This window comes from Shewanella sp. SG44-6, from assembly GCF_014164185.1.
Lineage (GTDB): Bacteria > Pseudomonadota > Gammaproteobacteria > Enterobacterales > Shewanellaceae > Shewanella > Shewanella vesiculosa.
The window spans coordinates 1-9,382 of record NZ_JACJER010000154.1; the positions used below are offsets into that span (position 1 = coordinate 1).

Annotated in this window: 8 protein-coding genes and 3 tRNA genes; all 11 read left to right on the forward strand. The window is 42.6% G+C overall.

What is annotated here, in order from left to right:
• Positions 1 to 64 precede the first annotated feature (64 nt).
• A tRNA-Asn gene (locus H5185_RS19250) sits at positions 65 to 140 on the forward strand.
• 29 nt (positions 141 to 169) lie between these two features.
• Positions 170 to 245: transfer RNA gene (locus H5185_RS19255), tRNA-Asn, on the forward strand.
• Between the two features lie 29 nt (positions 246 to 274).
• Positions 275 to 350: transfer RNA gene (locus H5185_RS19260), tRNA-Asn, on the forward strand.
• A 325-nt stretch (positions 351 to 675) separates the two neighbouring features.
• Complete coding sequence (locus H5185_RS19265; RefSeq protein WP_182722840.1) at positions 676 to 2,574, forward strand: EAL domain-containing protein; 1,899 nt, start codon at positions 676 to 678, stop codon at positions 2,572 to 2,574.
• A gap of 140 nt (positions 2,575 to 2,714) precedes the next feature.
• On the forward strand, positions 2,715 to 3,293 hold the full coding sequence (gene rsxA, locus H5185_RS19270) for an electron transport complex subunit RsxA (RefSeq protein WP_182722839.1): 579 nt from the start codon (positions 2,715 to 2,717) through the stop codon (positions 3,291 to 3,293).
• Positions 3,294 to 3,295: 2 nt separating this feature from the next.
• On the forward strand, positions 3,296 to 3,874 hold the full coding sequence (gene rsxB / locus H5185_RS19275) for an electron transport complex subunit RsxB (RefSeq protein ID WP_182722973.1): 579 nt from the start codon (positions 3,296 to 3,298) through the stop codon (positions 3,872 to 3,874).
• Positions 3,868 to 6,393 carry an electron transport complex subunit RsxC gene (gene rsxC / locus H5185_RS19280; protein ID WP_182722838.1) on the forward strand — a complete coding sequence of 842 codons (2,526 nt, stop codon included), beginning with the start codon at positions 3,868 to 3,870 and terminating at the stop codon, positions 6,391 to 6,393. Before rsxB ends, rsxC begins: the two co-directional genes overlap by 7 nt.
• A 5-nt stretch (positions 6,394 to 6,398) precedes the next feature.
• The gene (gene rsxD, locus H5185_RS19285; RefSeq protein ID WP_182697259.1) at positions 6,399 to 7,451 is read left to right on the forward strand and encodes an electron transport complex subunit RsxD; all 1,053 of its coding nucleotides are present in this window, start codon (positions 6,399 to 6,401) and stop codon (positions 7,449 to 7,451) included.
• 26 nt (positions 7,452 to 7,477) lie between these two features.
• Positions 7,478 to 8,101: an electron transport complex subunit RsxG gene (rsxG, locus tag H5185_RS19290; protein ID WP_182697431.1), complete on the forward strand. Its 624-nt coding sequence runs from the start codon at positions 7,478 to 7,480 to the stop codon at positions 8,099 to 8,101.
• Positions 8,094 to 8,789 (forward strand): electron transport complex subunit E, encoded by a 696-nt coding sequence (locus tag H5185_RS19295; RefSeq protein ID WP_124014717.1) that lies wholly within the window; start codon positions 8,094 to 8,096, stop codon positions 8,787 to 8,789. Before rsxG ends, H5185_RS19295 begins: the two co-directional genes overlap by 8 nt.
• A gap of 59 nt (positions 8,790 to 8,848) precedes the next feature.
• The coding region (gene nth, locus H5185_RS19300; RefSeq protein WP_182722837.1) for an endonuclease III at positions 8,849 to 9,382 on the forward strand (534 nt) is incomplete at its 3' end.

A 9,382-nucleotide genomic window follows, 5' to 3' on the forward strand; every position in this document is an offset into this window, starting at 1 on the left:
TAATCCGTATGTCACTGGTTCGAGTCCAGTTTGGAGAGCCAATATTTACTGTTATCGAAACGATTCCCCAATAGTTCAGTTGGTAGCACGGCGGACTGTTAATCCGTATGTCACTGGTTCAAGTCCAGTTTGGGGAGCCATCGAGATAACATATTTGAAATAATACGCTTCCCCAATAGTTCAGTTGGTAGAACGGCGGACTGTTAATCCGTATGTCACTGGTTCAAGTCCAGTTTGGGGAGCCATTTCAAAGTCTAAAATAAGTAATAATAATTCCCCAGTAGTTCAGTTGGTAGAACGGCGGACTGTTAATCCGTATGTCACTGGTTCGAGTCCAGTCTGGGGAGCCATTATTATTAACTTCATCGCACAGCTAAAACTCCCCTCCTACGAACCTCCCATGTAATTCAATATCTTATTAGTCATTGATGATCCTTTATCATTGGTCATTTATGTTAAAATTTTTGTGATTAAAATCGTTAAATTTTCTATCGGAAATATAACCTTAGATTAATCATTATTTAATCTCATTTCTGCTATGATATTATTGGTTATTATACAAACTATATAGCGCATTTTACTTTTGGTTAAAAAACGACATTCGAACCACTGCAGCACAAGGTTTGTGCCAGAACGAGCAAGTTTAACCAAACATACTCAAGGAATAGATGTTTTATGGGCTTATCGAAATCCTTTCAGCTTGTTCTTTTTATCGTTTTCGGTTTATTAATTTTCCGAATTTTTACGGTGGAAAATAATGAAGTTCAACAACAAGGTGAAATTGCACGGGTTAATTATCAGCAATACGTGCAAACTATTGATCAGTGGCAAGGGAGTGGCGAAGCACTATACCAGCTTATGTCTGAAAAATTTTCGTTTCAGTTTTTTCAGTATATTGATAAAACTGATAATAATAACAATTTTACTCATGGCAGCTTACTTCGCCCAGCGGGAGATTTCGCCAGTGAAATCTTCAATATTGAATTAGGTCATGTACAAAATTTTCCTGACGGTCGCTTACAAGTTAGATTAGATACCGCGAGCGTATTATCAGCCAGTTTTGATGATTTACAACAGACAGCAACCTTATTGATTATCGCTTATGTGTCATTGATGTTGTTATTTGCATTGCTGATGCAACTACACCGCCGAAGAATCAACTATGCTGCCGAATACATCTCTCATATTCCTGATTTATCCTTCCTCGCCATTGAGAAATCGCGCTTTCCAGGTGTTTTAAGACCTCTGGGTAATACACTGGAAATTTGTCGCAGCCAATTAAAGCTCAACTTAGATCGTGTCAGAAAAGAGAATGAACAGTTAACTAAAGCCGCATATCAAGATCCCGTCAGTGGATTTTCAACTCGACAACGTTTTACACAACATATTGAAGCAATTAATAAAACGGATAAGCAACAGTATGGTGTACTCATAGTCGTTAAGGCTGCTGAACTGGCAAGCATCAATCAGTTGCATGGACGTGCGGCTGGAGATGATTATTTAGCAAAATTGGCAACCTGTATTCGAAAATCGCTAGCTAATCTTGGAATGAGTGAGTGCTTTAGAATCTCAAGTGGTGATTTTGCTATTTTTATTGACAGCATTTCACTTAAAGAAGGCGAACGATTTTTAGAACACCTTAAACGCCACTTAGATGAATATGCTCAAACAACTAAAAGTGATTCCATTGCACATGCTGGTATGGTGCCCTATCAGCAAGGTAACGAGCCATTGGCATTGATGGCATTAGCCGATACGGCCGTCAGCGTGGCGCAAACAATGGGACCAAATCGTTACTATCAATTAGAGAAACTATCGGGTAGTGAGCAAATAAGCACGGAACATTGGAAAATCACTATAGATGACTTAATTAATCGAAGAAGTATTAAGTTTTATCAACAACCTATCCAACCTTGTAATAATGCGACTGAAGTTTACCGTGAATTATTAGCACGCTTTTATAATGTCGAAGGTAAACATTTACCCACGACCACTGTTATTGCAATGGCTGAACGATATGGGATGAGTGTTGAATTAGATAAAATGATCGTGACACAAACCATTAAGGTGTTGAGTGAGAACCCAAGCATTTCAGGCCACATGGGAGTTAATATCAGTGCTTCTTCAGCACATCAAGACGGTTTTACCATGTGGCTTAAAGACATATTAACTAAAAATCGAGGCACAGCGGCTCGATTGGTGTTTGAACTGAATGAATCAGGCATGCAAACCAATTTAGAATCTAGCCATAATTTTGTAAACGAGATACACAAAGCTGGAGCAAAAGTGGCTATCGAGCGCTTTGGTTTAGGCTTTACATCATTTAAATTTTTCCGAGAGGTTCGTCCTGATTTTATCAAGTTAGACAGTAGTTACAGTGACAATATCGAACAGGACAATAATAATAAGTTCTTTGTCCGGATGATTGTCGATATCGCTAAACGCATCAGTATCCGCGTTATCGCTACTGGGGTTGAAAAACAAGACGAAAAGCTGACGTTAGAAAAACTGTTAGTAGATGGTATGCAAGGTTATTATATTGCTAAACCTGAGTTATTGTTAAATAAACAGTAAAAACAACGTTAATATACGGTAAATATATCGCTTTTATTCTAAGGTTAAACATTTTATGTTTAACCTTATTTTTTATCCGTTGTTTATCGGCGCCAAACCTAAGATAATACTCGTATCTATTGGTCAAAAAAATTGTAGCAATGACAGAGTATCTTCTCCTGTTGATCGGCACAGTGCTGGTAAATAACTTCGTTCTGGTAAAATTCTTAGGTCTATGCCCTTTTATGGGGGTGTCGAGCAAATTAGCGTCGGCGGTCGGCATGTCAATGGCCACCACGTTTGTGTTGACCCTCGCTTCTATTCTGAGTTATTTAACCAACGAATTTTTACTGCAACCTTTTGACTTAAGCTATTTACGCACCATGAGCTTTATTTTAGTGATTGCTGTTGTCGTACAGTTCACTGAAATGGTGGTGCAAAAAACCAGCGCGTCTCTACATCGTGCTTTGGGAATTTATCTACCGCTTATTACCACCAATTGCGCGGTATTAGGCGTGGCATTGCTTAACGTTAATGAAGACCATAACTTTATTGAATCGGCTATTTATGGTTTTGGTGCTGCTGTTGGTTTTTCTCTAGTGTTAATTTTATTTTCAGCCATGCGTGAGCGCTTGGCTGCAGCAGACGTGCCCTTACCTTTTCAAGGTGGTGCGATTGCGATGATCACTGCAGGTTTAATGTCATTAGCCTTTATGGGGTTTGCGGGGCTGGTTAACTAATGTTGTCGAGTATATTCATTGCTGTAGCGATATTGACCGTTTTAGCGTTAGCATTTGGAGTCATTTTAGGCTTTGCATCGAAAAAATTTAAAGTCGAAGGCAATCCTATTGTTGATCAAGTTGACACCCTGCTGCCACAGACTCAGTGTGGACAATGTGGTTATCCGGGTTGCCGGCCCTACGCCGAAGCCATTGCCAATGGTGATAAAATCAATAAATGCCCTCCTGGTGGTACTGCTACCATGGAAAAGATTGCCGAACTCATGGGCGTAGAACCGGAACCATTAGGGGAAGCAGCCCAAGCCAATGTGAAAAAAGTGGCTTTTATCCGCGAAGATGAATGTATTGGCTGTACTAAATGTATTCAAGCATGCCCAGTCGACGCTATTTTAGGGGCTGGAAAATTAATGCATACCGTGATTGCCAAAGATTGTACTGGCTGCGATTTATGCGTTGAACCTTGTCCCGTCGATTGTATTGACATGATCCCCGTTGAAACCACTATACAAAATTGGGATTGGAAATTACGCGCAATTCCAATAAGCGTAATCGATCAACAGCAAGAGGATAAACGGTGTTAACGTTATTAGAGCAATTAGATAAAGGTCATTTGTGGCGCTCTCCTGGCGGGATCCATCCACCTGAACTGAAAACATTATCCAATCAAAGCGTAATATCATCGTTACCCTTGCCATCGCGATTTGTCGTACCGGTTCCCCTTGTCGGCCAACTTGCGACCATGAGTGTCAAGGTGGGTGACCACGTACTCAAAGGACAAGCTCTCACTGAAGGAGCTGGCTTTACTTATTTACCCGTTCACGCGCCTACCTCTGGTGTGGTTGTCGCCATAGAGCAACATAACAGTAACCATGCTTCTACATTGCCAGTATTAAGCTGCATCATCGAAGCTGATGGTCAAGATACTTGGTGTGAATTAATACCAAACCAGCTTGAACAACTGTCAAAGTCGGCTATTTTAGACAAAATTAAACAAGCGGGTATTGCGGGTATGGGCGGCGCAGCGTTTCCCAGCCACGTAAAACTTAACCCTGCCAGTGAAATAGATTTAGTGATCATTAATGGTGTCGAGTGTGAACCCTACATCAGCGCCGATGACAGATTAATGCGTGATTACAGTGATGAGATCTTAACTGGGATCAGCATTATTCATCACTTACTCAATCCTCAGCGCATTGTTATCGCTATTGAAGATAATAAACCTGAAGCAGCAAAAGCGATGCAAGCGGCAATTACTCGCAGTACATTGCCTAATGATATTATTCGCGTCACGGTTATTCCGACCAAGTATCCTTCTGGCGGTGAAAAACAACTGATTCAAATTATTACCGGTAAAGAAGTACCCAGTGGAGCCATTCCAGCCCAACTTGGTATTGTGATGCATAACGTCGGTACCGCCTATGCGATTCAAGAAGCCGTTTTACAAGGTAAGCCACTTATTGAACGCGTTGTCACTTTCACTGGGGAACGCGTCGGAAAACCAGGAAACTATTGGCTTCGCATAGGAACAACGGTGGCCGATGCTCTAAATCAAGTCAACTTTGCCCCAGATAATGGCCAAAAAGTCATTGTGGGTGGCCCAATGATGGGATACGCACTAGCAGATCTCGATGTGCCAATATTAAAAGGTACTAACTGCTTACTGACCCCCAGCCAAGCTGAAATCGCCCCAGACGCCGATGAGAAAGCCTGTATTCGATGTGGTGAGTGTGCAGTTGCCTGCCCGGCATTATTGCTACCTCAGCAATTATTTTGGCATGCAAAGGCCGAAGAATACGATAAGGCTGCCAGCTTTAACTTAAAAGACTGCATAGAATGTGGTTGTTGCAGTTACGTATGCCCAAGTGATATTCCATTAGTAGAATACTATCGCGTGGCTAAATCTGCGCTGAAAAATACTGCAGAAGAAAAACTACAAGCTGAAAGAGCAAAACAACGTTTTGAAGTGCGCCTGCAACGACTTGAAGATGAAAAAACGGCTCGAGAAGAAAAATCTAAGCAAGCGGCGGCTAAACGCCAAGCGAATATGAAATCGAGCGACAAAGATGCCGTTGCCGCTGCAATGGCACGTATTGCTGCTAAAAAGGCTCAAACAGCAGATGCGACAAAGGACTCAGTCACAACACACACAAACATTACCGATGCACCAAGTGTAGCTGTGGACAGTCCGGACGCGAAGAAAACCGCGGTTAGTGCAGCAATTGAGCGGGCTAAAGCTAAAAAAGCCGCTATTGCAGCTCAGTCTTTAGCTGATAAGCAAGCTGATGTCACAGAGGCAACTGCTGATCATTCCGCTGATAATATCGACGACAAGAAAGCAAAAATTGCCGCTGCGGTAGCTCGAGCAAAAGCCAAAAAAGCCGCGTTAGCTAATGAATCGGCTGCAACCGATAACCCAGCTGAGCCTGATAGTGCTGTTGCGGCTGAGGCGATAAATAACCCGAGTGCAACAAATAGCAGTATTAATGCCGCTCCTATCGATGACAAAAAAGCTAAAATCGCTGCTGCGGTGGCTAAAGCAAAAGCCAAAAAAGCCGCGTTAGCTAATGAATCGGCTGCAACCGATAACCCTGCTGAGTCTGATAGTGCTGTTACGGCTGAGGCGATAAATAGCCCGAGTGCAACAGATAGCAGTATTAACGTCGCTCCTGTTGATGACAAAAAAGCTAAAATCGCTGCTGCGGTGGCTAAAGCAAAAGCCAAAAAAGCCGCGTTAGCTAATGAATCGGCTGCAACCGATAACCCAGCTGAGCCTGGTAGTGCTGTTGCGGCTGAAGCGATAAATAGCCCCAGTGCAACAGATAGCAGTATTAATGCCGCTCCTGTCGATGACAAAAAAGCTAAAATCGCTGCCGCAGTGGCTAAAGCAAAAGCTAAAAAAGCAGCATTAGCTAATGAGTTGACGCAAACAGATGAGTCAGCCGTATCATCTACCGTCGTCAATCAGGCGATTAAGACCGCTAGTGATGTTGATATGACCAATAGCGAAGCTCCTATTGATGACAAAAAAGCCAAAATTGCCGCCGCTGTCGCCAAAGCGAAAGCCAAGAAACTCGCTAACAGTGCTAAGCAAGAGGAATAACCACTATGGCATTTAAAATTGCCTCATCACCACATGTCAGTTCAACATCGCAAACCAATACAGTGATGAAGCGCGTTGCGCTATGCTTGATCCCCGGGATTGCTGTACAAAGCTATTATTTTGGCTATGGTACCTTAGTTCAATTATTACTCGCCATCACAGTAGCTTATCTCGCTGAAGCTGCAGTAATAAAGTTACGTCACAAAAATATAACGGCAATCTTAGCGGATAATAGCGCATTGGTGACGGCAAGCTTACTGGCGGTTGCAATTCCGCCTTTAGCACCCTGGTGGATGATCGTTATCGGGACATTATTTGCGATTGTGATTGTCAAGCAGCTCTATGGTGGATTGGGCAATAATGTCTTTAACCCTGCTATGGCTGCATACGTACTGCTGTTGATCTCATTTCCAGTGCAAATGACATCATGGGTTGCCCCGCAAACATTAGCCCTCAACAGCGCCGATATGTTGCATACGTTCAACAGTATCTTTCAATTAAACACTGGCTACGCTGCAGACTATTTCCATCTTGCGATTGATGGCACAACGATGGCCACGCCACTAGATACCCTAAAAACCGACCTGTCGATGGGCCTGACTACAACAGAAAGTATGACTAAGACTATCTTTTCTGGCACTGTTGGCGAAGGTTGGTTTTGGGTCAATCTCGCCTATCTCATTGGCGGCATAGTCATGCTGAAGCTCAAGGTGATCCGCTGGCACATAAGCGGATCAATTCTTTTGAGCTTATTTGTTTGTGCCAGTATTGGCTTTTTAATCAGCCCTGATACCTTCGTGAGCCCTACGATGCATTTATTTTCTGGGGGAACCATGCTGGCGGCATTTTTTATTGCCACGGACCCTGTGACTGCGGCAACGAGTACTCGTGGTCGTCTAATATTTGGCGCCATGATAGGCTTACTTATTTACTTAATAAGAACATTTGGCGGCTATCCTGATGCTGTCGCATTTGCAGTGTTACTAGCGAATATGTGCGCACCATTTATCGATTATTATGTTCGCCCTCGCAGTTATGGTCATCGAGCAGGAAATTAATTATGTCTATTTTAACCACTAACCCGATGATTAAAAATGGTCTTTTACTGGGCCTATTTGCCTTGTGTTGCACAGGTCTTGTAGCCTTAGTGCATGCGTTAACCAGCGACACGATTTCATTGCAACAGCAAAAACAATTAACCTTGATTCTCAACCAAATAATTCCGCCCCAGTTACACGATAATGTACTCAGTGAGCAATGTATTTTGGTTAACTCGCCAGAACTATTAGGCACAGAAGCCGATTTACCGGCATATCTTGCTTATCAGGGTGATCAACCTGTCGCTATCGCAATAGAAGCAATTGCACCAGATGGCTATAATGGCGAGATAAAACTGATTATCGGCGTTGATAACCAAGGGGAAATATTAGGTGTGCGAACCCTTTCCCATCAAGAGACTCCTGGGTTAGGTGATAAAATCGATCTTCGTAAATCTGATTGGGTGACCCATTTCAGTGGCAAATTATTTAAAGACAACACCAGCATGTGGAAAGTAAAAAAAGACGGTGGCCAGTTTGATCAATTTACCGGTGCAACCATTACTCCGCGCGCTTATGTTAAAGCCATTACTAAAGCGATGACGTTTATTGAACAACATCGTCAAACACTGTACCAAAGTCATTATGCCTGTGAGGCCAGCCATGAGTAATTATCGTGAAATAGCCGCTCAAGGGCTATGGAAAAACAATCCAGGGTTAGTGCAACTCTTAGGCCTATGTCCACTACTTGCCGTTACTGCCACCATTACTAACGCGTTAGGTTTAGGTGTGGCCACTTTGTTGGTATTAGTTGGATCAAATATTTTAGTCTCTTTAGTGCGCGATTTTGTTCCTAAAGAAATTCGAATCCCGGTATTTGTGATGATCATTGCTGCACTGGTGACTTGTGTGCAATTACTGATTAACGCTTATGCCTATAATTTATATTTATCATTAGGTATTTTCTTACCCTTGATCGTCACTAACTGCGTCATCATAGGTCGCGCTGAAGCATTTGCATCGCGTAATTCATTAGCCCACTCGACGTTCGATGGATTGATGATGGGCTTGGGATTTACCGCAGTATTGGTAGTGTTAGGTGCAAGCCGTGAACTCATTGGTCAAGGGACTCTTTTTGACGGTGCAGATCTATTATTAGGTGATTGGGCCAGTGTCTTGACCATTCATGTATGGCAGGTAGACACGCCATTTTTATTGGCCATGTTACCGCCAGGAGCATTCATTGGCATGGGATTACTAATCGCCCTTAAAAATGTCATCGACAGCCGAGTAAAAGCCATGCAACCTAAAGCTGAAGTAGTTGGTGTTACGCGGGCTCGGATCACTAAAGTCAACTAATACTCAACCGCTGTTAACCGACAGCGGCCGTTAACTTAACGATAAATTGACCGATTATTATGAATAAAGATAAACGCCATCAAATTCTCTGCCGATTAAGGGACAATAACCCTAAACCTGAGACCGAACTTAATTTTTCCAGTCCATTTGAGCTCTTAGTTGCGGTCACATTATCAGCACAAGCAACTGACGTCAGTGTCAATAAAGCCACTGATAAATTGTTTCCAATTGCCAATACGCCTCAAGCAATCTACGACTTAGGCGTTGACGGGCTCAAGCAATATATTAAAACCATTGGCTTATACAATAACAAAGCCATTAATGTGATTAACGCCTGTAAAATGCTGATTGATTTACATGCTGGTGAAGTACCCGAAAATCGAGAAGCATTAGAAGCTTTACCTGGAGTGGGACGAAAAACGGCCAATGTAGTACTCAATACCGCTTTTGGTTGGCCAACCATTGCCGTTGACACGCATATTTTTAGGTTAGCAAACCGGACTAAATTTGCCCCAGGCAAAAATGTCGATCAAGTTGAACTGAATATGCTTAAAGTGGTGCCGAATGAGTTTAAAGTGGATGTTCATCATTGG

Excerpts from the sequence above, each read along its gene's own strand:
- H5185_RS19265 (WP_182722840.1), top strand. The coding sequence starts at position 676 with ATGGGCTTATCGAAATCCTTTCAGCTTGTTCTTTTTATCGTTTTCGGT.
- rsxA (WP_182722839.1), top strand. The coding sequence starts at position 2,715 with ATGACAGAGTATCTTCTCCTGTTGATCGGCACAGTGCTGGTAAATAAC.
- rsxD (WP_182697259.1), top strand. The coding sequence starts at position 6,399 with ATGGCATTTAAAATTGCCTCATCACCACATGTCAGTTCAACATCGCAA.
- rsxG (WP_182697431.1), top strand. The coding sequence starts at position 7,478 with ATGATTAAAAATGGTCTTTTACTGGGCCTATTTGCCTTGTGTTGCACA.
- H5185_RS19295 (WP_124014717.1), top strand. The coding sequence starts at position 8,094 with ATGAGTAATTATCGTGAAATAGCCGCTCAAGGGCTATGGAAAAACAAT.